This window comes from Allobosea sp. LjRoot9 (genome assembly GCF_964252745.1).
Classification (GTDB): domain Bacteria; phylum Pseudomonadota; class Alphaproteobacteria; order Rhizobiales; family Beijerinckiaceae; genus Allobosea.
This window is the reverse complement of sequence record NZ_CAXUPC020000004.1, coordinates 91,555-112,026: the sequence shown is the minus strand read 5'-3', so window position 1 is coordinate 112,026 and position 20,472 is coordinate 91,555. Positions and strand designations below refer to the sequence as shown.

The window sequence follows — 20,472 nt, the reverse complement described above, 5'->3', positions numbered from 1 at the left end:
GCTCATGCGCGCGCTCCCGCATGGGAGCCGCAGAGCGCGGCGAGCCGGTCGGCATCGACACGGCCGATCAACTCGCCATCGACCAGCGCAGCCGGCCCAAGCGCGCAATTGCCGAGGCAATAGACCGTCTCGACTGCGACATCCGCCCCAGCCCCATGATCATCGACCGCAATGCCGTGCTCACGCGCCAGCTCCGCGACCAGCGCCTCGCAGCCCAGCGCCTGGCAGGCCTCGGCGCGGCAAAGCTTGATCACGCGCCGTGGCGGCGGCGATGTCCGGAAGTCGTGATAGAACGAGATCGCGCCATGGATTTCGGCGCGCGACAGGTTCAGCGCCTCGGCGATCACCGGCACCGCCTGCGGGTCGACATGGCCGAACTCCTCCTGCAGCGCGTGCAGGATCGGCAGCGTCGCGCCTTCGAGATGCGCAAGGCCCGCAATGATCGAGCGTGCGCTATCCTGGTCCCAGGCGGGGTATCCGGCCATCATTCCTCCATTCGACGCGGTTCACCCGACGATAGCTTTTGATGAATGGTGGTCCATACTGGAATGATTTCAAATCGTTTGTTCCAACTGAATGATAGTTCTTAGCTATCATAAATCACCCCGCCGGCCCTCAAAGAGGGGCGCCATTCTCAATCGGCTTGCGATAATCTTGGCTTATCACCTCATTCTGCGGCGCAGCCATCGTTTCACCGGCGGAAGACGATAGGCCTCGGCTATCGCACAATTGGTCGCCGCGGCAGAGCCGCCTCGGGCACCGGCCGCGACATCATCAAGAGGTTCCTGGCCAGTGGTGCAAAGGGCTGGCGGTCGGCGACGATCAGGCCGATCGTGCGCTGCGCCTCGGGCTCGACCAGCGGCAGGGCCTTGGTGCCCAGGGGCACGCCGAAGAACTCCAGCAATTGCAGCGAGACGATGCTGGAAACGCCCTGGATGCCGGCATGCGAGCATAGATTGAAGATCGAATTGGTCTCGATCGCCGGCCTCGGAGCAAGCCCGACCGAGCGGAAGATGCCGTCGATGATGCGCCGGTTCTGCATATCGGAGGTCAGCAGGCAGAGTTTGAGCTCACCTGCCTCGGCCCAGGAGATGCTCTCATAGCCGCCGAGCGGGCCGTCCTCCCGCGTCAGCAGCACATAGGATTCCTGATAGATCGGCTTCGAGATCACCCGGTCGAGCGGCTCGTTGTCGAGATAGGTCAGGCCGACATCGAGCTCGAAATTGTCGATGCGATCCTGGATCTCGTTCGAGGTCAGCGACAGCACGGTCAGGGAGACAGCCGGATAGCGCGAGGAGAACGGCGCGGTGATATGAGCGATCATCGGCAGGGCGGTCGGGATCGCGCCCAATCTGATGCGGCCGCTGACGCCTTCCTTCAGTTCCGCGATCGATTCCTTCATCAAATCGGCTTCGGCGAGGATGCGCCTTGCATGGGCGAGCACAACCTCGCCCTCCTTGGTCAACCCCTGGAAGCGCCGCCCGCGCTCGACGATCAGCACGCCGAGCTCCTCCTCGAGCTGGACGATGGCCGCCGACAAGGTCGGCTGCGAGACATGGCAGGCCTCGGCCGCCCGGCGGAAATGCTTCTCGCGGGCCAGCGCATCGAGATAGATCAACTGACGGATGATCATGACGGCGGAAGAGCCCGGCTGGGTTGACGGCGCGGCGCTCGGAAACAGGCGCACGCCCAAGAACTGGCATACCAAGAGCTACTGTGCCCACGCGTGAACAGGCAAGCGCATCGGCGCTGGAGTTCTTGGTATGCCAGTTCTTGGGCGTGCGCAGGCCGGAGCGGCAGATCTTCAAAACAAAACGCCGCGCGAAGAGCGCGGCGTCCGTATGCGACAACAGGCTCTCGCGGGTTCCCGCGAAAGCCGCCGATCAGGCCGGGACCTTCTTGCTGCGACGGGCAGGCTGGGTGGAACGCGCGGCGGCAGCCTTGCGGCCGAGGCCCATCGTCTTGGCCAAAGCGGAGCGCGCCTCGGCATAGTTCGGCGCGACCATCGGATAATCCGCCGGCAGGCCCCATTTCGTGCGGTACTCGGCCGGCGTCATGCCGTAGGAGACGCCGAGATGCCGCTTCATCGACTTGAACGCCTTGCCATCCTCCAGGCAGATGATGGCGTCGGGCGTCACGGACTTCTTGATCGGCACGGCCGGCACCAGCGGCCCCGCGGGAGCGGCAGCCGGCTCCTCGCCAAGACCGGCCAGGGCGGCATGAGTGCTGGCGATCAAGCCGGGCAGATCGGCGCGCGGAACATTGTTATGCGCGACATAGGCCGCGACGACCATCGCCGAGAGACCAATAAGCGCTTCGCTATCGTCGGACATTCTTCGACCCTAGACTTGAGACAATAAGCGACAATATTGCTCTACATCAAGGCAGAAGCAAGGCCTTATAGAGAAGCCGGCATCTTTAGCTGCCCGAAAACTCTAGTCGTAAATGCAGATCGCCCAACGAGGGAGCAACCTGCCAGCACAGAACGCCGTTACCCGCCACGACACCACCAACGAGCCGGAAATACAGCGCCATTCGCGCGCGCCAACGATGAAACAGGGATGAGCCAAAGCATTGGGCGAGGGGCTTGCCCAAGAGGCGGCTATCTCAAGACGCGGCCTGCCGCCTGCGCCGCAGCTTGGATATCCACCAGGCCTTTCAACGATCTACGAGAAAAGCCTGGTGGAGCTGAGGGGAATCGAACCCCTGACCTCTGCAGTGCGATTGCAGCGCTCTCCCATCTGAGCTACAGCCCCAAGGCGCTGGCCTTCTAGGCCGTGCGTCGCGTGGATGTCAATCACCCGCACCACGACTTCGCGCATGACGTCGTCGCGGAGTCGGCGGAAGCATCGCGCTGCCGGTCAACACTGATTCTCAAGAGGAATGCCGATGCGTGCCGTTCTCGATGTGGTGATGCTCGCCTTGAACATCTACACATGGCTCCTGATCGCATCGGCCGTGCTGAGCTGGCTGATCGCCTTCAATGTCGTCAACACACGCAACCAGTTCGTCGCGACGGTCTGGGATTCGCTCTACAAGATCACCGAGCCGGCTCTGCGGCCGATCCGCGAACGCCTGCCCAGTCTCGGCGGCATCGACATCTCGCCGATCATCCTCCTGCTGCTGATCTTCTTCATCCAGAGCGTCATCGTCCGCTACATCTACCCCGCCGTCTTCTAGATTCGGGGACTGCGTGCCCGCCTGGCGCGAATCGCCGGACGGCCTCCTCCTCTCCGTCAGACTGACGCCGCGCGGCGGGCGCGATGGGCTCGACGGCGTCGAAACCCTGGCCGATGGGCGCGAGGTCCTGAAGGTCAGGGTCCGCGCCGCACCCAGCGATGGCGAGGCCAATGCGGCGCTGGTCGCGTTTCTGGCCAAGCTCCTGGGCCTGCCGCGCTCGCGGGTGACGCTGGTCGCGGGCGCCTCGGCCCGCTTGAAGAGCGTGCTGCTGGAGGGTGATTCGGCAACGCTTCTGGCGCGGCTGGAGGCATTTCTCGCAGCCGGGTGACTGGTTTCTGCCCAACGCTGCGACGCAACATGCGCTTGACGAAAGCCCCCGCATCCTGTTCGAGAAGGGCATGGACAAGCCAGCGCCCCTATTCCCCGAGCGCCTGACCGAAGGTTATCGCGCCTTCCTCGACGACCGTTTCGACCGCGAGAAGAGCCGCTACGAGGAGCTCGCCGATAGCGGGCAGACGCCGAAGATCATGCTGATCGGCTGCTGCGATTCGCGCGTCTCGCCCGAGATCATCTTCGACGCACGACCGGGCGAGATGTTCGTCGCCCGCAACGTCGCCAATCTGGTGCCGCCGTTTTCGCCCGACGACCAGCTCCACGGCACCTCGGCCGCGCTCGAATACGCCGTGCAGGCGCTGCGGGTCGAGCATATCGTCGTGCTCGGCCATGGCCGTTGCGGCGGCATCCGCGCCTTCGCCGACGATACGCAAGGCCCGCTCTCGCCCGGCGACTTCATCGGCAGATGGATCACGCTGATCGGCCCCGCGGCGCAGCGCACCGGCGGACGCGGTCGCAATGAGAGTTTCGAGGATTATGTCGAGCGGCTCTCGCTCGCTTCGATCCAGCAATCGCTTACCAATCTGCGCACCTTCCCTTGCGTGCAGATCCTGGAAGGCAAGGGCCGCCTGCAATTGCACGGCGCCTATTTCGCGGTGGCGACCGGCGTGCTGATGCTGCTCGATCCGGTAACCGGGCAGTTCGTCCCGGCAGTCGGGGAGATGCCGAAAAAGGTGCAGATGATCCGCTGCGACGAACCGGGCTGAGAGCCTCGCGCGAGTGGCCTCGCGCGGGTGAATGGATGCAACTTCGGGTGCGATAATTTCCTCTCGCGCCCCCGATGACGGCCGGGTCGGCTTGCGCTAGATTGCTGCCTTCCGATCACCGCATTCTTGAAGCTCCATGTTCGATCGTCGCAAGCCTCCCGCTGCCCAGCCTTTCGTCACCCACGAGAATATCGAAGCCAAGGTCAAATGGTTCGACCCCGAAAAGGGGTTCGGTTTTGCCTCGCCGGCCGACGGCTCCGGCGACGTTTTTCTGCATGTTTCGGCCCTTGGCCCGCTCGACCAGCAGGACCTTCAGCCTGGCGCGACGATCATCGCCGATCTCGGCGAGGGCCGGCGCGGCCTGCAGGTCGTCGCCGTTCACGAGATCGACGCCTCGACCGCGCAGCCGGCAGCGCCCCGCTCCGACCGCGCGCCCCGTCCCTTCTCGCCGCGCCCGCCGCGTGACGATTTCGGCGGCGGTGGTGGATATGGCGGTGGTGGCTACAATGATCGCGGTGGCGATCGTGGCGGCTATGGCGGTGGCGGCGGCTACAACGACCGCGGCGGTGATCGTGGCGGCTTCGCCAGCCGCGACAGCGGCCCGATGGAAGGCCCGTTCGACGGCGCCGTGAAGTTCTTCAACTCCGATCGCGGCTTTGGCTTCATCGCCCCCGACAAGGGCGGGCCGGACGTGTTCCTGCACGTCTCGTCGCTCGGCCGCAGCGGCCTGCAGCCGCCGATGGACGGGCAGCGCGTGCGCTTCTCGATCCGCGCCGGCAAGAAAGGCCCCGAAGCGGCCAATGTCAGCTTCATCTGAAGCTGCCGAAAGAACGCGCACCATATCCTGATAGCTGGCCCTTGATGCACGACCTCACGGTCGCGGCATCAAGGGCCATGTTTCGATGAAGCCCCCCGCCTCGTCGCGCTCTTGGTGCCCGGCCCGCGCCAGAGCGCTCTGTAGAACCTGCCTCAGACCCGCTCCAGGGCCCGATGCGGCTGCGCCGGCAATGTGACGCCGACTGCATCGCCGGGGCGGATTTCGCCGCCTGCCAGCACGATCCCCATGATCCCGGCCTTGCGGATGAGCTTGCCGTTTTCGTCGCGACCGAGCACGGCGGCGAGAAGCTTTGGCCGGAACGCCTCGATCTGCGCGCAGGGATTGCGCAAACCGGTGATCTCGACGAGCGCGTCAGGTCCCAGCTGCAATCGCGTCCCGACCGGCAGGCCGAGCAGATCAAGCCCGCGCGTCAGCACGTTCTCACCCATCTGCCCGGGCCCGACGTCGAAACCCGCCGCATTCAACGCGTCGAGCAATTCGGCCTGGAGCAGATGGACTTGGCGCAGATTGGGTTGCGTCGGGTCGACCGCGACGCGCGAGCGATGCTTCACCGTCTCGCCGCAATGGGCATCACCCTCGACGCCGAGGCCGGCGAGCAGGCGGATCGCAGGCAGGTTCGGCTTGCTGAAGGCATGGCTCGAAGCCGCGCTCACCGCGATGACCTTCGCCGCCAAAATCTGCGCCGCCATACCCAGACCTCCATATGCCCCGCAATGGCCGCCTTCTGCCATGGCTCTCGGGCGCTGGCGAGCCCGCAGGCTGCCCGGGCAGGATCAGGCGGGTCGCCCGCCGCGCAAGGCCCACTGCTCCAGACACGAAAACGCCGGACCCGCGATGCGGATCCGGCGCGCGATTCGCGATGGCTGAAAAGGACGAAGGCTCAGTGTCCTTCGTCGAGCCCGCCGACATGCTTCTGGGTGTAGAGTTCGAGACCGATGCGCGCGATCAGTTCGAGCTGCGTCTCCAAGAAATCGATATGGCCTTCCTCGTCCTTCATCAGCGCCTTGAACAACTCCTCGGAAGGGTAATCGCCGACCTCGCGGCAATACTTCGCCGCTTCCTGATAGAGCGCGCGCGCCTCGATCTCGGCCTTGAGATCGCACTCGATCAGTTCGGGAACGGTCTCGCCGATCCGCAGCGCATCCAGCGTCTGCATGTTCGGGAAACCTTCGAGGAAGAGGATGCGGTCGACGAAGCGGTCGGCATGGACCATCTCCTCGATCGACTCCTTCTTCCAAGTCTTGGCCATCTCCTTCAGACCCCAATTATCGAGAATCCGGTAATGCAGCCAATACTGGTTGATCGCAGTGAGCTCCGAGCGAAGCCCCTTATTGAGATACTCGATGACCTTCTTGTCACCCTTCATGGCGGAGCTCCTCAGTACACTGGAATGATACCAATGTAGACTGAGCTTTTACAGAAGGAAAGACCGGAAATCACGCGAAAGGCGCTTTTCTGCGTGGATAGCTCAGGCCGCGACGCGGTCGCTGGCGATCTCCAGCCCATCCATCATCTGGCCGACGGAGATATGCACAGCACATTCGATGTCGCGGCTGGCGCAGGAGCCGCACTGGCTCATGCAGGCGGCGCGCGCCTCGGCCAGGATCGCGCGGACCTGCCGGGCGCAGCCGCCGCAGCTCGCGCTGCAGCCAAGGCAGTCATAAGCCTGGTTCGCCGTCGCCGGGCCACTGCCATCAGGAGCGATCGTGCCCTTGATCTGCCGGCACGACAAAACGTTACAGGAGCAGACGATCACGCGTGACGGCCCCCAGTCATGCGCGTCTCGATTTCCTCGCCATCGGCGCGGCGCAGCCGCACGATGACCTCGACGGAGGAGATTTCCATGCCTTCCGGCGCCTGCGGCAGGCCGGCGACCTGGATCGTCGAGCCCGGGATGTCGACGACCGTCTCGTCGTCCTCATTGTAGAAATGGTGGTGCTCGGAGACATTGGTGTCGAAGAAGGTCTTCGGCCCCGAGACCGAGACCTGGCGCAGCAGCCCGGCTTCCGAGAACTGGCGCAGCGTGTTGTAGACGGTGGCAAGCGAGAGCGGCTCGCGGGCGCGGATCGCCTCCTCATAGAGCATCTCGGCGCTGACATGGCGGTCGCCCTTGGCGAAAAGCAGCCAGCCCAAGGCCATGCGCTGGCGCGTCGGCCGCAGGCCCGCGGTGCGCAGGCGCGCCTTCACCGCGCTGATCGGGCAGGAGGCCGGGCTTTTCTGCGGCCACGGGATATGGTCCGCGGCAATGCGGGGCTGACCCAAGTCCTTCGCAGGCAAAACACTCATGAATAACGCCTTCCAACAATACCGGCTGACCGGCTTCGCAGTTTAGAAAACATCTAAACTACTGATATTGTTGTTATATTTGTCGGAACGACAGGGAAATGTCAATCTGAGCAGGTGCGACATGACGCATCAGGCAGGGACGATCGGCGCGATCTCCGCCGTCATTCCAGGGCGGTCCGAAGAGCCGAGCCCGGAATCACGGCGTGGTCTCAATGCCCCCCGCCGCCGCCGGCCGGCGCGACCTTGGGCGGCTTGCTCATGAACAGCGCCATCAGCACGAGCGCGCCGAAGATCAGGGTCAGCCCGAGGAAGACGTCGCCGAAGGCCATGATCAGCGCCTGCTTATGGGCGCGCTGGTTGATCAGGGCCAATGCCATCGACTGGGCGGCGTCGCCGAAATCGGAGAAGCGCTGCGTCAGCGCCGCGATGTTCTCCTCGGCGATCTGGCGACCCGCAGCGACCATCTCATGCAGCCGCGTGATGTGCAGGTCGGTGCGCGTGTTCAACACCGTGTTGATCAGGGCCAGGCCGACAGCGCCGCCGAGATTGCGGGTCAGGTTGTAGAGGCCCGACGCATTCTTGAGCTGATGCGGCGACAAGGTGCCGAGCGCGAGATTGTTGATCGGCACCATGCACAGCATCAGCGAGCAGCCGCGCAGGATCTGCGGGACCAGCAACTCGTAGAAATCCCAGTCCGCCGTGATCGCAGAGGCGATATAGGTTCCCAGCGCAAAACCGCCGAAGCCGATCATCATCATCACGCGCGGGTCGAGCTTGGTCGAGAGCCGCCCGGCGATCGGCGCGGTCAGGAACATGCACAGGCCGGTGACGAACATCGTCTCGCCGATCATCAGCGCGTCATAGCCGCGGATGCGCCCGAGATAGACCGGGTAGAGATAGGTCAGCCCGTAGAGGCCGATGCCCATGCAGAAGGAGAACAGCGAGCCGAAGGCGAAGTTGCGGTTTGTGAAGGCGTAGAGATCGACCAGCGGGTCGTCCCGCGTCAGCGCCCGCCAGAAGAACAGGACCGCGCCGGCGACCATCACGAAGGAGAAGAACACGATCTCATGGCTCTCGAACCAGTCGAGCCGCGTGCCTTCCTCCAGCACATATTCGAGGCTGCCGAGGAAGGAGGCCATGCCGAGCAGGCCGAGCCAGTCGAAGCGCTTCAGCAGCCCGGCCTGCGGCTTGTCGAAATCGATCAATGTCCAGGCCGCAATCGAGACGCAGATGCCCGGCACGACATTGACCAGGAAGAGCCAGTGCCAGGAGAAGGCATGGCTGAGATAGCCGCCGACGGTCGGCCCGATCGTCGGCGCCAACGTCGCGACAAGGCCGATGATCGGCGAGACGATCGGCCGCTTGGACGCAGGGAAGATGGTGAAGGCCGCGGCGAACACGCCAGGGATCATGCCCCCGCCGATAAAGCCCTGGACGGCGCGCCACAGGATCATCTCGTTGATCGAGGACGACGTCGCGCAAAGCACGCTGGAAATGGTGAAGCCGGCGGCCGCGATCGAGAAGAACACCCGCGTCGAGAAGGCGCGGCTCAAATAGCCCGAGAGCGGGATCATGATCACTTCGGCGATCAGATAGGCGGTCTGGACCCAGGCGATCTCGTCCGAAGACGCGGACAGGCCGGCCTGGATCTCGGCGAGCGAGGCCGAGACGATCTGGATGTCCAGGATCGCCATGAACATGCCGAAGACCATGGCGATGAAGGCGAAGATCCGCCGCCTCGGAATGGCGTCCTCCTTCGGAGGCGCACCGGCTGGACTGGTCAGCGTCGCGGTGGCCATGGCGGCCCGCCTTTCAATTCGCTCGGCGAAGACGAGAGCAGGATGCGAAAAAGTGGGAACCGGTTTTTCGCATTGATCCTGCTCTCACTCTTGGATGAGAGACGGATTCAGATTTCAGATCGGATCATTTTGTGAGCCCATCTGACATCATCCGGCTCTGGGAACTCGAGCCCTCATCCTGAGGAGCGCCGAAGGAGCGTCTCGAATGATGTTCCAGGGGGCGCTGGACCATCCCTCGAGACACCATTTCTCATGAAATGGCTCCTCAGGATGAGGGTTCGAGATTTTTCGAACCGATGCTCAGCGCTGCGAAGCAGGCCGCGGATCGATGCTCACCACGACCGACATGCCCGGGCGCAGCACATGCTTGCCGGCCGATTCCGGCGCAAGCGCGATGCGCACCGGCACGCGCTGGACGATCTTGGTGAAGTTGCCCGTCGCATTGTCGGGCGGCAGCAGCGTGAAGACCGAGCCCGTACCGCCGGCGATGCCGCTGACCTTGCCCTCGAAGACCTGGCCGGGCAGCGCATCGACCGTGATCGAGGCCTTGTCGCCGATCTTCAGCGGGCCGACCTGCGTCTCCTTGAAGTTCGCATCGACATAGACCTGGTCGAGCGGGACGATCGACATCAGGCGCTTGCCGGCGCTGACGAGATCGCCGAGCTGGACATTGGTGTTGGCGACGAGACCGTCAATCGGCGCGGCGACCCTGGTGAAGGTGAGATCGCGCGCGGCCTTCTGCTCGGCCACCTTGAGTTCATCGGCCTGGCGAGCCGCCTCGACGCTCTGCGCCTTCAGCACCTCGACATTGGCGTCAGCCTGCACGACGCCGGCCTTGGCGCTCGCCAGAGAGGCAACAGCCTGGTCGCGCGCCGCCCTGGCGGCGTCGAGCGTGGCCTGCGAACCGTAGGATTTGGCGGCAAGGCTGTTGGCACGGTCGAAATCGGCAGCCGTGCGGGTGACGGCCGCCTCGGCCGAGATCTGCTGGGCCCGCGCCTGCACCAGCGCAGCGCGGCCGGCTTCGATCTGGCTGTCGATACGCAGCAGCGTCGCGGTGGCGGTCGCGCTCTTGGCCTTGGCGCTGTCGAGCGCAAGACGCCAGTCGCCATCGTCGAGCGCCACCAATGGCTGACCGGCCTTGACCTCCTGGTTCTGCACCACGGAGACCGTCGCGATATTGGCCGCGAGCTTGGCCGAGATCGTCGCCATCTCGGCGCCGACATAGGCGTCATCGGTCGACACGATGAAGCGGCCATTCTTCCACCAGTCGACGCCGTACCAGGCGCCGACGCCCACCGCCGCCGTCGCCAGCAGCATCAGGCCGGCCCGGCGTACGCCGCCGCGCTTCGCCTTCGGCGCCGCAGCCGTCTCGGCCGCGTCCTGGGGCGCAGCCTCGCCGGGCTGGCGGGCATGGGCGGGTTGTGTGGTATCCATTGCGGGGTCGACCAGCTTGAGCCGGTCGCGACGCTGGTCGGTGATGGTCTCGGCGGACATGGAAACATCCTGGCGACGTTCAATTCGAACCAGTAGGTTCGATTTCGGTTGAAATAGCGCCATCGATGACGCATATCAAGAGGAATCGAACCAGTCGGTTCGATTCTTTTTTCAGGGCGGCCGAGAGGCGCCGGACGGGCAGTATGAGCGAAATACTTGAGCAAGCCATTAAGTCGACATCGCGGAATCGGCGCATCGCGGGAGCAGACCCCGACAAGCGCCGCCAGATTCTCGATGGCGCGCACGAAGTCTTCACGGCGCGCGGCTTCGATGCGGCGAGCGTGAGCGACATCGCGGCCGCCGCGAATGTCTCCAAGAGCACGCTCTATGTCTATTTCGAGGATAAGGAGCATCTCTTCGTCGCGCTGATCGAGCGCGAGCGCGAGGCGCAGAAGCGCGGCCTTTACGAGATCTTGAATAGCGATCTCGATCTCGCCCATGGGCTGGCGGGCTTCGGCGAGGGGCTGGCGCGCATGCTGACCAGCGATTTCGCCGTCAGCGCCCACCGCATCGTGCTCGGCGTCGCCGAGCGCATGCCCGATCTCGGCAAGGAATTCTACGAGCGCGGCCCTGGATACGGCACCCAATGCCTCGCGGGTTACCTTGCCCGCCAGGTCGAGAAGGGCGTGCTCGACATCGACGACACCGAGCTCGCAGCCATGCAGTTCCTCGACCTTTGCCAGTCGACCCTGGTACGCCCGCGCCTGTTCAACGCCAAGCGCAGCCCCGCCCCCGAGGCCGAGATCAAACGCGTCGTCGCTTCGGCCGTCACGATGTTCCTCGCCCGCTATGCGCGAGACGCTGGGAAATCGAAGGCTTGAGGCCCTCAGCCTTCATCCTGAGGAGCGCCGCAGGCGCGTCTCCTTAGGATGAGGGCTCATCTTTCCAATTGTCCTTGAGCCGATTTGCCACGAGGCCTCACCGCCAGATCCCGCTTGACCCCGTAGGCTTGCGCGATTTTAAGCGGTTGCAAGCCTAGAGCGTTTTCGAGCGAACTGGACACCGGTTCGCGTGAAGAAAACGCATTGAGATAAAGCGCTCCAGCGAAAGACCCCCGATGAGCGATTCCCGCGTTCTGTCAGATGCGTTCATTCCGGAACTGCCGAACCGCTACAACGGCAAGGTCCGCGAGAATTATGATCTGCCCGATGGCCGCCGCATCATCATCGCGACCGACCGCCTGAGCGCCTTCGATCTGATCTTGACCGCGATCCCGTTCAAGGGGCAGGTGCTGACCCAGACGGCGCGCTACTGGTTCGAGGAAACTGCCGATATCTGCCCCAACCACGTGCTCGCCTATCCCGACCCCAATGTCGTGATCGGCACCAGGCTCGACATCCTCCCGGTAGAGATCGTCGTGCGCGGCTATCTCGCCGGCACGACCAGCACCTCGATCCTGACGAAATACAGGAACGGCGAGCGCGAGATGTACGGCATGCGCCTGCCAGACGGTCTGCGCGACAACGAAAAGCTGCCCGAGGCGATCATCACCCCGACCAGCAAGGCCTTCGACGGCGGCCATGACGAGCCTTTGTCGGGCGCCGAGATCCTGTCGCAGGGGCTGTTGAGCCAGGAACAGTGGGACACCGTCTCGCGCTATGCTTTAGCGCTGTTCGCGCGCGGCCAGACCCGCGCCGCCGAGCGCGGCCTGATCCTCGTCGACACGAAATACGAATTCGGCACGGACAAGACCGGCGCCATCATCCTCGCCGACGAGATCCACACGCCCGACAGCAGCCGCTACTGGGTCGCCGACAGTTATGAGAAGAGCCTGGCGGAGGGAACGCGACCGGTCAGCTTCGACAAGGACTTCGTCCGCGCCTGGGTTGCAGCGCGCTGCGATCCTTACAAGGACCCGATCCCGCCGATTCCCGCCGCGCTCGTCGAGCAGACCTCGCGCGTCTATATCCAGGCCTATGAGATGATCACGGGCCAGACCTTTGCGCCCGATCTCTCCGGTGCAACCGTCCTGGACCGCATCCGGGCAAATCTTGCGCCCTATTTCACCTGACCGGCGAGGCGCTCGACGGGCGCTGACATCCGCCCGTAAAGCATGACGTTCTGGTTCGGAAACGCACCGTCATTCCGGACAAGCCGCGTCAGCGGCGCAGATCCGGAATCCATCGGAGGCCTCCGGAGCTCGACGATGGATCCCGGATCTCCGCGGAGTTTATCCTTGGGCCGATCGAAGATCGGACCCGGGGGCTGCGTCCGGGATGACGTGCAGTGTTTCCGAAACCAAAACTCCCGCGCTAACCCGCGCCCAATCGCTTCGACGGCTCGTATTGATCCTCGAGCCGGTTCGCGTGCCGGTGCAGCAGGCGCCAGCCGCCATCCTCGAACCGGAACACATGGGTAACCCGATTCGACCATTGCGTCGGCTGCTCCATGCCCGACATTTTGACGCTGAAGGTCTCGATATCGGTCGTGTAGGCCAGATCGGCCCCCAGCACGGTGGTGATGTTCCTGTGGCTGACCGTGCCGCCCTTGAAGCGTTCCGCCGCCCAGTCCCAGCGCTGCGAGACCTCGTCCCAGCCCTTTTCATATCCGCCCCAGCCATAGAAGCTGGTCGCGTCGTCGCGATGCGAATAGAACGCCTTGATCGGCCCGACATCGCCATTGGCGACATGGGCGAGCGCCGCTTTCAGCACGCCAAGGGCAGCCTCGAAAGCCTCTTTCGCCGATTGTGATGCGCTGTCCATTCCGACCTCCTGCAAGCCCGTCAGGCTAGCATGACCGGCAGGGCGGCGGGCAAGAGCGGCGGCAGCAAACCTGCATCGGCAAATCGTGACAGCCGTCATTCGCAAAACGCCGGGCTTGCATGATCACAAATATCCATTAATCTGGATATATGGAAAGTGAAACAGCCATCACCGCGCTCGGCGCATTGGCGCAGGCGACCCGCCTCGACAGCTTCCGCCTTCTGGTTCGCCATGAGCCCGCAGGCCTGGCCGCCGGCGAGATCGCCCGCCTTCTCCAGGTGCCGCAGAACACCATGTCGGCGCATCTGGCGATCCTGTCGCGCGCCGGCCTCGTCAAATCGGAGAGGCGCAGCCGCTCGATCGTCTACCGCGCCGATCTGGATGGGTTGCGCGCGCTGACCCTCTTCCTCGTCAAGGATTGCTGCGCCGGAAAGCCCGAGCTCTGCGCGCCGTTGATCGCTGAACTGACCCCGTGCTGCTGAGTGGGACCCGCATGAGCGCCGACATCGTCATCTACCACAACCCGGCCTGCGGTACCTCGCGCAACACGCTGGCGATGATCCGCAATGCCGGCATCGAGCCCCATGTCGTCGAATATCTGAAGACGCCGCCAGCAAGGGCGTTGCTGGTCCAGTTGATCGCCCGCGCCGGGATGGCGCCGCGCGACCTGCTGCGCGAGAAGGGCACGCCCTATGCCGAGCTCGGCCTTGGCGACATGTCCTTGCCCGACGCTGCGCTGATCGACGCGATGATGGCGCATCCCATCCTGATCAACCGGCCGCTGGTGGTCTCGGCCCTCGGCGCCAGGCTCTGCCGACCCTCGGAAGCCGTGCTGGACTTGCTGCCCGCCCCCCAAAAGGGCGCTTTCGCCAAGGAGGACGGCGAGCGCGTCATCGATGAGACCGGAACGAGGATTTCGGCATGACGACCGCGCCTGCGCCCGAAAGGCTCTCCTTCCTCGATCGCTACCTCACGCTCTGGATTTTTGCGGCGATGGCGCTCGGCATCGCCCTCGGCACGGTCTTCACCGGCCTGCCCGCCGCACTCGAGAGCCTCTCGATCGGCACGACCAACGTCCCGATCGCGATCGGCCTGATCCTGATGATGTACCCGCCGCTGGCGCGCGTCCGCTATGAGGAATTGCCAACCGTCTTCGCCGACAAGCGCGTATTGGCGCTGTCGCTGGTCCAGAACTGGCTGATCGGCCCCGTCCTGATGTTCGCGCTGGCGGTGATCTTCCTGCGCGATCAGCCGCATTACATGACCGGGCTGATCCTGATCGGGCTCGCGCGCTGCATCGCCATGGTGCTGGTCTGGAACCAGCTCGCCAAGGGTGACAACCAATATGTCGCCGGCCTCGTCGCCTTCAACTCGCTCTTCCAGATCCTGTTCTTCAGCGTCTATGCCTGGTTCTTCCTCAGCGTTCTGCCGCCGCTGTTCGGACTGGAGGGCAGCGTCGTCGCGGTGACCTTCTGGACGATCGCGCAAGCGGTCGCGATCTATCTCGGCATCCCCTTCCTGGCCGGTTACCTGACGCGGCGTGTCCTGACCGCGCGCCGAGGCCAGGAATGGTACGAGGACACCTTCCTGCCGCGCATCGGGCCGGTCACCCTGACCGCGCTGCTCTTCACCATCGTCGCGATGTTCAGCCTGAAGGGCGGAGATCTGGTGCGCCTGCCTTTCGACGCGGTGCGGATCGCAATCCCGCTGGCGCTGTATTTCGTGCTGCAGTTCCTGATCAGCTTCGTCATGGGCAAATGGATCGAGGCCGACTATCCCCGCACCACGGCCGTTGCCTTCACCGCCTCGGGCAATAATTTCGAGCTCGCCATCGCCGTCGCGATCTCCAGCTTCGGCCTCGCCTCGCCGGTTGCGTTTGCTGCCGTGATCGGCCCCCTGGTCGAGGTGCCGGTCCTCGTCCTGCTCGTCCATGTCGCGCTCTGGCTCGGCCGCCGTTGGTTTTCCCTACCGATTCCGGCGAGCGAGCTCCCGGCGCTCGCCGGGCGGGCACCACCGTGACACCGGTAGCGACGCGCGAGGCTATGTCCTGGACCTGGCCTTGCCGGGCACCGACAGAAGCCGGTTCGACGTCGTCGCCTCCAGAATGACCATCGTCGAGGTTTCGGCGACGCAGGGGATCGATTGCAGCGCCTCGGTGATGAAACGCCTGAGCGCCTCGATATCCTTGACCCAGACCCGCAGCAGGTAGTCGACATTGCCGGTCACGAGCAGGCATTCCGTGATCTCGGGCCGCCCCTGTATCGCGGTTAGGAACTGGCTCGCCGCATCCGGGCTTTGCTTGGCGAGGCGCACGCTCACCATCACGCAGATGCCGAAGCCGAGCGCCGCCGGGCTGATCCGGGCCGCATAGCCCTCGATCACGCCGGTTTCCTCGAGCCGCTTGATGCGCCGGCTGCACGGCGTCGGCGACAGCCCGACCTGCTCGGCAAGCTCCAGATTCGAGATCCGCCCATTGGCCTGGAGCGCGGCCAGCATTCGGCGGTCGATCTGATCCAATTCGACCATGAGGTTTTTTCGCTCCCAAAGGCCATGATGCGAGCGAATAACGCTCCATCACCCGGTGTTTGTGCGAAACATTGCACGGACTCTCTCCGATCGCGACCGCTATTGTCTTTTGAGCTGGAGCGTTTTCGAGCGAAGTGGACACCGGTTCGCTCGCGACAAACGCGAAGCGTTTGCGCGGAGAAATCGCGTTAAACCAAACAGCCAGAGCAGCTTCCGATCCAATTGGATCGGAAGCTGCTCTGGAGGAGCAGGACATGACGATTTCGAAAGGCCCGGCGGCCGGGAAACGCCCAGGCTGCGCGCAATGGCTCAAGACGAGCAACAATATCTCCCAGCAGTTTCTCGCCTTTGGCGGCCGCCCCGATGTGGTGAGCCTCGCCGGCGGCCTGCCCGCGGCGGAGCTCTATCCACTCGCGGCGATCCAGTCCGCGACGCAGCGCGCGCTCGTGCGGCACGGGCCGGCGGTCCTGGAATATGGTGCGATCGAGGGCTTTCCCGCCCTGCGCCAGCTGATCGCGGCGCGCATCTCGGCCGAGACCGGCGGGCATTTCACGCCTGAGAACGTGTTGCTGACCAGTGGCTCGATGCAAGGGCTCGACCTGATCGGCAAGGTGCTGGTCGATCCCGGCGATCTGATCGTCGCGCAATCGCCGACCTATCTCGGCGCGCTCGACGCCTGGCGCCCGCGCGCACCGCTCTATCACAAGCTCGACTGGGATCTGCGGGAACCCGGTTTCGACGATGCCCTCGCCCGGGCCAAATTCGTCTATACCGTGCCGAACTATTCCAACCCGACCGGGCTACTGGTTTCGCAGGAGCGCCGCGCCGCCCTGCTCGACAAGGTGCTGGCCGCAGGCAGTTGGCTCGTCGAGGACGATCCCTACAGGACGATCCAATTGGATGGGCCGCCCGGCCAGAGCATCCTTGGCCATTATGTCGCGCGGCGTTCGCGCGCCTATGACGGCCCGGTGATCTATCTCGGCACCGTCTCCAAGAGCCTGGTTCCGGGCCTGCGCGTCGGCTGGATCATCGCCGAACCCGGCATGATCCAGGCGTTGACGCTCGCGAAACAGGCGACCGATCTCAGCAGCAGCATGCTGACCCAGGCGATCACGCTCGAGCTGCTCGAACAGGATTTCGACAGCGAGCATGCCAAGGCGATCGTTCCACTCTACCGGGAGCGGCGGGACGCCTTGTGCAACGAGGCGGCCCTGCGCCTGAGCGAATGGTTCGAATGGGAGGTGCCGGTCGGCGGCATGTTCGTCTGGATGCGGGCCAGGAACCAGGCGATCGACACCGACGAGCTCTACCAATTCGCGGTCGAGGAGAAGGTCGCCTTCGTGCCCAGCAGCGTCTTCGATTTCACCGGCCAGGACCGCTTCGCGATGCGGGTCAATTTCACCCGGAGCTCACCGGAGGTCATCACTGAGGGCGTGCGGCGGTTGGAGCGTGCCATCGCCAATTACGTCTCGTCGCGCGCCCAGCTTCAGCGCCGGGGTGGGCCGGAAGCCTCGATGCGTGATGAGCCCATCGAGGCCTGAAGCTACCTAGAGCAGGATGCGAAAAAGTGGGAACCGGTTTTTCGCATTGATCCTGCTCTAACCCCTTGATCAGAGACGGATTCAGAGCATTTCCGGCACTGAGGACGCCTTGCACAGCGTTCAATCGACGAGCCCCAGCGGCGCTCGGCCCGCGATCGAGGCCGTCCGCGCGAGATAATCGGCCTTGCTGGATTGCATATGGTCGATGTTGATCTGGGCCAGCGCCCAGGAATCCGTGCCCTGGAGCAGCTCGATCATGATGTCATGCTGACGCAACGAGAGCCGCAGGCCGTCGCGATCGGCGAGGTTCTTCGCCCGCATCGGCAAGGTCAGACCCATGTAATCCTGCAGGCTGCGCACCAGATACGGATTGCCGCAGGCGCCAAACAAGGCGATGTGGAAGGCGTCATTGGTCTCGTGGATTCCGCGCAGATCGCCGGCCTCGGCATGCTGGGCATAGTCGGCCTGGATCGCCTTCAGCCGCGTGATCAGTTCGGCTGGGGCAGGCAGCGCGATCATCAGCACCGCCTGCCGGGTCAGCATCTCGCGAACCTCGTAGATCTGCCGGACCTCCTCGGCCGAATAGGACGAGACGGTCGCGCCGATATTCTTCTCGCGACGGACCACGCCGGTGCGTTCGAGCTGGACCAGAGCCTGCCGGATGAAATGTCGCGTCGCGCCGTAGCGAGCCATCAGGCTGTCCTCGACAAGCCGCGAGCCCGGCGCGAGACGCCCGAAAATGATGTCCTCCTCGAGCCGACGGAGAATCTCCGCCTGCTCCTCGACACGCGAGGCTGATGCCGGTGCTTCGCTCATGCAACCTGTCCTTCTGCCTTGCTTGCGCCTGCCGTTTCCCAACCAGAGAGCCGATAGCAGTCCTCGACGAGACGCAAGGTTTCGAGATTGTCTTCAGGCGAGCTCTCGAACGCAGTGCCCTCCCGCAGGCAACGGGCGAAATGGGCGAGCGTCGCGGTATAGGCGCCCTGATAGACCTCAGCCTGGTCGAATCCGACCTGCTCGTCATCGCGCCCGCTCAGGCGCAGTGTCGCGCCGTCGAGGCGGATCGCCCCGCGGTCGCCGAGGATCGTCAGGCGATCGACCTGCTCGGGCTGGGCGCCATGCGCCGCGAAGCTCGCAAACACCGAAACGCCCGCGCCCGCAGCCGTTTCGAGATGCACGACCGCGCCGTCCTCTCCGGCAAGCTCCGGACAGGTCCGGCTCAGCACGGCCGCGCGCACGCTCATCGGGCCGAGCAGCATGCGCAGCGTATCGAGATGGTGGATCAGCACCTCGGCCACCAGCATCCGCTGCTCGCCGCGCAGCATCGGCTGTCGCTCCAGCGCGGTCAGCCGCCCCTCCGCATTCGGCACCGTGCCGGAGGTGACCAGCGACAGCGAGGCGGCCTTGACTGCGCCGATCCGGCCCTGTGCGATCCACTGCGCCGCCTGACGGTAATAGGCGCGGAAGCGCCAGTTCTCATGCACCATCAATCGGACCCGGCCGGAAACGTCTGCGACCAGCCGCTGCGCCTCGCCCAGGGTCGGAGCCAGCGGCTTCTGGCACAGGATCGGCAAGCCGTGATCGGCCGCCAAACGGACAAGCTCGGCATGGACCGCGCGCGGCGCGGCGATATCGACGGCATCGAAACCGCCCGCCGCCAGCATCTCGCTTGCGCTCCGGTAACGAGCGCCAATGCCGAACTCTTCAGCACGGCGCTCGCAAGCGTCATGCTCGGGGTCGGCGATCGCCACGACGACGGCATCGTCGGCAAGCGCCCGCCAGCCGCGCAAATGATAGAGCGTGACCCAGCCGGCGCCGATCAGCCCGATCCTGAGCGGCTGCGCCATCAATGCGGTCTCCGCTGCGCAGCGGCTTTCTGCGCGGCAGGCGCGGTCTCCAAAGCGGGAATCGCCCCGCCGGTTTCGCCGTCGAAGAGATAGCCGGCCTCAGTGGAGAAGAAGAGTTCGACGAGCTCGCCCGGCGCGGCCACGACATGGCGCGGCAGACGCGCGATGCATTCGGCCCCGCCTTCCGTCTCGACCAGCAGCAGCGTCTCGGCGCCGAGCGGCTCGACGGCGATGGTGCGTCCCCGGATCGTACCATGGGGCTGGCCGTTCAACGCGGCCGCATCGATCAGCAGATCCTCGGCGCGCACGCCGAAGGTCATGTCGCGCCCGGCGACGCCGGCAAGCGTGGCAGCCGCCCAGCGCGTCAGCGGCGCCTCGACCGCGGCGCTGCGCGCATGCAGGCCATCCCGGGAGATCGCAGCCTTCAGCAGGTTCATCGGCGGCGAACCGAGGAAGCGCGCCACGAAGGTGTCGGCCGGCTGCCAGTAGACCTCCAGCGGCGCACCGATCTGTGCCACCCGGCCGGCATTCATCACGCAGATGCGCGTGCCCATGGTCATCGCCTCGACCTGATCATGCGTGACATAGATCATGGTCGAGCCGAGCCGGTGATGCTGCTTGATGATCTCGCTGCGCGTGTTGACTCGCAGCGCGGCATCGAGGTTCGAGAGCGGCTCGTCGAACAGGAAGACCTGCGGCTCGCGCACCATGGCCCGCCCCAGCGCGACGCGCTGCCGCTGCCCGCCCGACAAAGCGCTCGGGCGCCGCGCCAGCAGCGGCGTCAGGCCCAGCAGGCCGGCGGCTTCATTGACGCGTCGATCGACTTCCGTCTCGGCGATTTTGCGTCGGCGCAGGCCGAAGGCGAGGTTTTCCGCCACGCTCATATGCGGGTAGAGCGCATAGGACTGGAACACCATCGCGATGTCGCGGTCCTTGGCCGGGACATTGTTGACGGCCCGTCCGTTGATCGAGAGCGTGCCGCTGCTGATCGTCTCCAGGCCGGCGATCATCCGCAGCGTCGTCGATTTGCCGCAGCCCGAGGGGCCGAGCAGCACCATGAACTCGCCATCGCCGATGGTGAGATCGACGTCCTCGACCACGACCGGGCCGCTGCTGCCATAGCGCTTGCTGATCTTGTCGAGTCCGACGACGGCCATGA

24 protein-coding genes and 1 tRNA gene are annotated in these 20,472 nt (G+C 64.7%); 10 read left to right on the top strand and 15 right to left on the bottom strand.

The annotated features are described in order from the left end of the window. Positions 1-2: 2 nt before the first annotated feature. The 4 genes from ACSQ3P_RS17840 to ACSQ3P_RS17825 form a co-directional block, all read right to left on the bottom strand. Positions 3-485 carry an NAD(P)H-dependent oxidoreductase subunit E gene (locus tag ACSQ3P_RS17840; RefSeq protein WP_436166856.1) on the bottom strand — a complete coding sequence of 161 codons (483 nt, stop codon included), beginning with the start codon at positions 483-485 and terminating at the stop codon, positions 3-5. A gap of 233 nt (positions 486-718) precedes the next feature. Next, on the bottom strand, positions 719-1,633 hold the full coding sequence (locus ACSQ3P_RS17835; protein ID WP_436166855.1) for a LysR family transcriptional regulator: 915 nt from the start codon (positions 1,631-1,633) through the stop codon (positions 719-721). Positions 1,634-1,883: 250 nt separating this feature from the next. Continuing rightward, the gene (locus ACSQ3P_RS17830) at positions 1,884-2,333 is read right to left on the bottom strand and encodes a MucR family transcriptional regulator (protein WP_069688922.1); all 450 of its coding nucleotides are present in this window, start codon (positions 2,331-2,333) and stop codon (positions 1,884-1,886) included. 347 nt (positions 2,334-2,680) lie between these two features. Next, positions 2,681-2,756 (bottom strand) — tRNA-Ala (locus ACSQ3P_RS17825). Positions 2,757-2,889: 133 nt separating this feature from the next. On the opposite strand from ACSQ3P_RS17825, the gene ACSQ3P_RS17820 reads away from it, so the two are divergent. The 4 genes from ACSQ3P_RS17820 to ACSQ3P_RS17805 all read left to right on the top strand — a co-directional run bounded on the left by ACSQ3P_RS17820 (position 2,890) and on the right by ACSQ3P_RS17805 (position 5,097). Next, the gene (locus ACSQ3P_RS17820) at positions 2,890-3,180 is read left to right on the top strand and encodes a YggT family protein (RefSeq protein ID WP_310158177.1); all 291 of its coding nucleotides are present in this window, start codon (positions 2,890-2,892) and stop codon (positions 3,178-3,180) included. Between the two features lie 13 nt (positions 3,181-3,193). Continuing rightward, a complete protein-coding gene (locus ACSQ3P_RS17815) occupies positions 3,194-3,508 on the top strand; it encodes a DUF167 family protein (protein WP_436166854.1) in 315 nt (104 codons plus the stop codon). Positions 3,509-3,578: 70 nt separating this feature from the next. After that, positions 3,579-4,280: a carbonic anhydrase gene (locus tag ACSQ3P_RS17810; protein WP_436166853.1), complete on the top strand. Its 702-nt coding sequence runs from the start codon at positions 3,579-3,581 to the stop codon at positions 4,278-4,280. A 136-nt stretch (positions 4,281-4,416) separates the two neighbouring features. Further along, positions 4,417-5,097, top strand: a complete 681-nt coding sequence (locus ACSQ3P_RS17805; protein WP_310158173.1) for a cold-shock protein — start codon at positions 4,417-4,419, stop codon at positions 5,095-5,097. Positions 5,098-5,249: 152 nt separating this feature from the next. Here ACSQ3P_RS17805 and ACSQ3P_RS17800 read toward each other — a convergent pair whose 3' ends face one another. The 6 genes from ACSQ3P_RS17800 to ACSQ3P_RS17775 form a co-directional block, all read right to left on the bottom strand. Then, positions 5,250-5,807, bottom strand: a complete 558-nt coding sequence (locus ACSQ3P_RS17800; RefSeq protein WP_436166852.1) for an MOSC domain-containing protein — start codon at positions 5,805-5,807, stop codon at positions 5,250-5,252. Positions 5,808-5,998: 191 nt separating this feature from the next. Then, complete coding sequence (gene bfr, locus ACSQ3P_RS17795) at positions 5,999-6,484, bottom strand: bacterioferritin (RefSeq protein ID WP_069688927.1); 486 nt, start codon at positions 6,482-6,484, stop codon at positions 5,999-6,001. Between the two features lie 102 nt (positions 6,485-6,586). After that, positions 6,587-6,874 carry a (2Fe-2S)-binding protein gene (locus tag ACSQ3P_RS17790; protein WP_310158168.1) on the bottom strand — a complete coding sequence of 96 codons (288 nt, stop codon included), beginning with the start codon at positions 6,872-6,874 and terminating at the stop codon, positions 6,587-6,589. Continuing rightward, entirely contained in the window at positions 6,871-7,404 is a 534-nt protein-coding gene (irrA, locus tag ACSQ3P_RS17785; protein ID WP_310158167.1) for an iron response transcriptional regulator IrrA, read from the bottom strand. Before irrA ends, ACSQ3P_RS17790 begins: the two co-directional genes overlap by 4 nt. A gap of 209 nt (positions 7,405-7,613) precedes the next feature. Next, positions 7,614-9,203 (bottom strand): DHA2 family efflux MFS transporter permease subunit, encoded by a 1,590-nt coding sequence (locus ACSQ3P_RS17780; RefSeq protein WP_436166851.1) that lies wholly within the window; start codon positions 9,201-9,203, stop codon positions 7,614-7,616. 300 nt (positions 9,204-9,503) lie between these two features. Further along, positions 9,504-10,697 carry an HlyD family secretion protein gene (locus tag ACSQ3P_RS17775; protein ID WP_436166850.1) on the bottom strand — a complete coding sequence of 398 codons (1,194 nt, stop codon included), beginning with the start codon at positions 10,695-10,697 and terminating at the stop codon, positions 9,504-9,506. A gap of 143 nt (positions 10,698-10,840) precedes the next feature. Between ACSQ3P_RS17775 and ACSQ3P_RS17770 the strand changes: the two genes are divergently transcribed. Both ACSQ3P_RS17770 and ACSQ3P_RS17765 read left to right on the top strand, forming a co-directional pair. Continuing rightward, a complete protein-coding gene (locus tag ACSQ3P_RS17770) occupies positions 10,841-11,518 on the top strand; it encodes a TetR/AcrR family transcriptional regulator (RefSeq protein ID WP_436166849.1) in 678 nt (225 codons plus the stop codon). 236 nt (positions 11,519-11,754) lie between these two features. Continuing rightward, entirely contained in the window at positions 11,755-12,708 is a 954-nt protein-coding gene (locus ACSQ3P_RS17765; protein WP_436166848.1) for a phosphoribosylaminoimidazolesuccinocarboxamide synthase, read from the top strand. A 241-nt stretch (positions 12,709-12,949) separates the two neighbouring features. Here ACSQ3P_RS17765 and ACSQ3P_RS17760 read toward each other — a convergent pair whose 3' ends face one another. After that, positions 12,950-13,399 (bottom strand): YybH family protein, encoded by a 450-nt coding sequence (locus ACSQ3P_RS17760; RefSeq protein ID WP_436166847.1) that lies wholly within the window; start codon positions 13,397-13,399, stop codon positions 12,950-12,952. Between the two features lie 149 nt (positions 13,400-13,548). Here ACSQ3P_RS17760 and ACSQ3P_RS17755 point away from each other — a divergent pair, with 149 nt between their 5' ends. Genes ACSQ3P_RS17755 through arsB form a run of 3 tightly spaced genes read left to right on the top strand, consistent with a single transcriptional unit; the run spans position 13,549 to position 15,418 of the window. After that, positions 13,549-13,881 (top strand): ArsR/SmtB family transcription factor, encoded by a 333-nt coding sequence (locus ACSQ3P_RS17755; RefSeq protein WP_436166846.1) that lies wholly within the window; start codon positions 13,549-13,551, stop codon positions 13,879-13,881. A gap of 11 nt (positions 13,882-13,892) precedes the next feature. Next, the gene (gene arsC / locus ACSQ3P_RS17750; RefSeq protein WP_436166845.1) at positions 13,893-14,324 is read left to right on the top strand and encodes an arsenate reductase (glutaredoxin); all 432 of its coding nucleotides are present in this window, start codon (positions 13,893-13,895) and stop codon (positions 14,322-14,324) included. Continuing rightward, positions 14,321-15,418: an ACR3 family arsenite efflux transporter gene (arsB, locus tag ACSQ3P_RS17745; protein ID WP_436166844.1), complete on the top strand. Its 1,098-nt coding sequence runs from the start codon at positions 14,321-14,323 to the stop codon at positions 15,416-15,418. Before arsC ends, arsB begins: the two co-directional genes overlap by 4 nt. 21 nt (positions 15,419-15,439) lie before the next feature. Here arsB and ACSQ3P_RS17740 read toward each other — a convergent pair whose 3' ends face one another. Continuing rightward, a complete protein-coding gene (locus ACSQ3P_RS17740) occupies positions 15,440-15,925 on the bottom strand; it encodes an Lrp/AsnC family transcriptional regulator (RefSeq protein WP_436166843.1) in 486 nt (161 codons plus the stop codon). Between the two features lie 254 nt (positions 15,926-16,179). Here ACSQ3P_RS17740 and ACSQ3P_RS17735 point away from each other — a divergent pair, with 254 nt between their 5' ends. Further along, positions 16,180-17,466, top strand: coding sequence for a PLP-dependent aminotransferase family protein (locus ACSQ3P_RS17735; RefSeq protein ID WP_436166842.1), 1,287 nt, complete (start codon positions 16,180-16,182; stop codon positions 17,464-17,466). A 120-nt stretch (positions 17,467-17,586) separates the two neighbouring features. Here ACSQ3P_RS17735 and ACSQ3P_RS17730 read toward each other — a convergent pair whose 3' ends face one another. Genes ACSQ3P_RS17730 through ACSQ3P_RS17720 form a run of 3 tightly spaced genes read right to left on the bottom strand, consistent with a single transcriptional unit; the run spans position 17,587 to position 20,470 of the window. Next, a complete protein-coding gene (locus ACSQ3P_RS17730; protein WP_436166841.1) occupies positions 17,587-18,282 on the bottom strand; it encodes a GntR family transcriptional regulator in 696 nt (231 codons plus the stop codon). Continuing rightward, on the bottom strand, positions 18,279-19,313 hold the full coding sequence (locus tag ACSQ3P_RS17725) for a Gfo/Idh/MocA family protein (RefSeq protein WP_436166840.1): 1,035 nt from the start codon (positions 19,311-19,313) through the stop codon (positions 18,279-18,281). Before ACSQ3P_RS17725 ends, ACSQ3P_RS17730 begins: the two co-directional genes overlap by 4 nt. Beyond that, the gene (locus ACSQ3P_RS17720) at positions 19,313-20,470 is read right to left on the bottom strand and encodes an ABC transporter ATP-binding protein (RefSeq protein WP_436166839.1); all 1,158 of its coding nucleotides are present in this window, start codon (positions 20,468-20,470) and stop codon (positions 19,313-19,315) included. The genes ACSQ3P_RS17725 and ACSQ3P_RS17720 overlap by 1 nt, the downstream gene beginning before the upstream one ends. Positions 20,471-20,472: the final 2 nt, after the last annotated feature.

Bases quoted from the DNA above. Each gene is read 5' to 3' on its own strand.
- ACSQ3P_RS17840 (WP_436166856.1), bottom strand. From the start codon at position 485: ATGGCCGGATACCCCGCCTGGGACCAGGATAGCGCACGCTCGATCATT.
- ACSQ3P_RS17835 (WP_436166855.1), bottom strand. From the start codon at position 1,633: ATGATCATCCGTCAGTTGATCTATCTCGATGCGCTGGCCCGCGAGAAG.
- ACSQ3P_RS17830 (WP_069688922.1), bottom strand. From the start codon at position 2,333: ATGTCCGACGATAGCGAAGCGCTTATTGGTCTCTCGGCGATGGTCGTC.
- ACSQ3P_RS17820 (WP_310158177.1), top strand. From the start codon at position 2,890: ATGCGTGCCGTTCTCGATGTGGTGATGCTCGCCTTGAACATCTACACA.
- ACSQ3P_RS17810 (WP_436166853.1), top strand. From the start codon at position 3,579: ATGGACAAGCCAGCGCCCCTATTCCCCGAGCGCCTGACCGAAGGTTAT.
- ACSQ3P_RS17805 (WP_310158173.1), top strand. From the start codon at position 4,417: ATGTTCGATCGTCGCAAGCCTCCCGCTGCCCAGCCTTTCGTCACCCAC.
- ACSQ3P_RS17800 (WP_436166852.1), bottom strand. From the start codon at position 5,807: ATGGCGGCGCAGATTTTGGCGGCGAAGGTCATCGCGGTGAGCGCGGCT.
- bfr (WP_069688927.1), bottom strand. From the start codon at position 6,484: ATGAAGGGTGACAAGAAGGTCATCGAGTATCTCAATAAGGGGCTTCGC.
- irrA (WP_310158167.1), bottom strand. From the start codon at position 7,404: ATGAGTGTTTTGCCTGCGAAGGACTTGGGTCAGCCCCGCATTGCCGCG.
- ACSQ3P_RS17780 (WP_436166851.1), bottom strand. From the start codon at position 9,203: ATGGCCACCGCGACGCTGACCAGTCCAGCCGGTGCGCCTCCGAAGGAG.
- ACSQ3P_RS17775 (WP_436166850.1), bottom strand. From the start codon at position 10,697: ATGTCCGCCGAGACCATCACCGACCAGCGTCGCGACCGGCTCAAGCTG.
- ACSQ3P_RS17770 (WP_436166849.1), top strand. From the start codon at position 10,841: ATGAGCGAAATACTTGAGCAAGCCATTAAGTCGACATCGCGGAATCGG.
- ACSQ3P_RS17765 (WP_436166848.1), top strand. From the start codon at position 11,755: ATGAGCGATTCCCGCGTTCTGTCAGATGCGTTCATTCCGGAACTGCCG.
- ACSQ3P_RS17760 (WP_436166847.1), bottom strand. From the start codon at position 13,399: ATGGACAGCGCATCACAATCGGCGAAAGAGGCTTTCGAGGCTGCCCTT.
- ACSQ3P_RS17755 (WP_436166846.1), top strand. From the start codon at position 13,549: ATGGAAAGTGAAACAGCCATCACCGCGCTCGGCGCATTGGCGCAGGCG.
- arsC (WP_436166845.1), top strand. From the start codon at position 13,893: ATGAGCGCCGACATCGTCATCTACCACAACCCGGCCTGCGGTACCTCG.
- arsB (WP_436166844.1), top strand. From the start codon at position 14,321: ATGACGACCGCGCCTGCGCCCGAAAGGCTCTCCTTCCTCGATCGCTAC.
- ACSQ3P_RS17740 (WP_436166843.1), bottom strand. From the start codon at position 15,925: ATGGTCGAATTGGATCAGATCGACCGCCGAATGCTGGCCGCGCTCCAG.
- ACSQ3P_RS17735 (WP_436166842.1), top strand. From the start codon at position 16,180: ATGACGATTTCGAAAGGCCCGGCGGCCGGGAAACGCCCAGGCTGCGCG.
- ACSQ3P_RS17730 (WP_436166841.1), bottom strand. From the start codon at position 18,282: ATGAGCGAAGCACCGGCATCAGCCTCGCGTGTCGAGGAGCAGGCGGAG.
- ACSQ3P_RS17725 (WP_436166840.1), bottom strand. From the start codon at position 19,313: ATGGCGCAGCCGCTCAGGATCGGGCTGATCGGCGCCGGCTGGGTCACG.
- ACSQ3P_RS17720 (WP_436166839.1), bottom strand. From the start codon at position 20,470: ATGGCCGTCGTCGGACTCGACAAGATCAGCAAGCGCTATGGCAGCAGC.